At 63.3% G+C, this 1,031-nt stretch carries 1 protein-coding gene; it reads left to right on the top strand.

Annotated features, from left to right (window positions below; all coding sequences use genetic code 11):
* Positions 1-1,031: (2Fe-2S)-binding protein (locus C0456_RS20830; RefSeq protein WP_291056718.1), on the top strand; the 1,031-nt coding region annotated here is incomplete at both ends.

Below are 1,031 nucleotides of genomic sequence, written 5' to 3'. Positions count from 1 at the left end.
CGCAGGCACGCTTGATGCGGTGCGCGCCACCTGCAAGGCATCGGCGAGTTGCGGATCTTGCACCGGGCTGGTCGAGACGCTGCTCGCTATCAGCCTGGGTGACGAATACGCAGGCGAACGTACCGCCAAGCCGATGTGCAAATGCACCAGCTTCACCCATGACGAGGTGCGCGCGCTGATCGTCGAACGCGGTTTCCGCCATATCCCGCAGGTCATGCAGGAGCTGCATTGGGCCACGCCCGATGGCTGCGCGTCCTGCCGCCCGGCACTCAATTATTACCTGCTGTGTGCGTGGCCCGGCGAATATGTCGATGACCAGCAGAGCCGCTTCGTCAACGAACGGATGCACGCCAATATCCAAAAGGACGGCACCTATTCGGTAGTTCCTCGCATGTGGGGCGGGCTTACCAACCCGAAAGAGTTGCGCGCCATTGCCGATGTCGTTGAGAAATACGACGCGCCGATGGTCAAGGTGACCGGCGGACAACGGCTCGACATTTTCGGCATCAAGAAGGAGGATCTGCCCGCCGTCTGGGCTGATTTGGGCGCCGCCGGGATGGTCTCCGGCCATGCCTATGGCAAGGCGCTGCGCACCGTGAAAACATGCGTCGGCAGCGAATGGTGCCGTTTCGGCACGCAGGATTCCACCGGGCTGGGCGTCAAGCTGGAACGCAAGTTCTGGGGCAGCTGGATGCCGCACAAGTTCAAGATGGCGGTGTCAGGGTGCCCGCGCAATTGCGCCGAGGCGACGATCAAGGACTTCGGCGTGATCTGCGTCGACAGCGGTTATGAACTGCATGTGGGCGGAAATGGCGGTATCCACCTGCGCGGCACCGATCTGCTCTGCAAGGTGGCGACCGAGGACGAGGCGATCCACATGGCCGCCGCTTTCGTCCAGCTCTACCGCGAACATGCCCGCTATCTGGAGCGCACCGCGCCGTGGATCGAGCGGATGGGGATGGACTGGCTGCGCGCGCTGCTGATCGATGACATCGCTGGGCGCGATGCGCTGGCCGCGCGCTTCTGGGTGG

This window comes from Hyphomonas sp. (assembly GCF_013823385.1).
In the GTDB taxonomy this organism is placed as follows: domain Bacteria; phylum Pseudomonadota; class Alphaproteobacteria; order Caulobacterales; family Hyphomonadaceae; genus Hyphomonas.
This window is presented reverse-complemented; position numbering and strand designations above follow the sequence as displayed.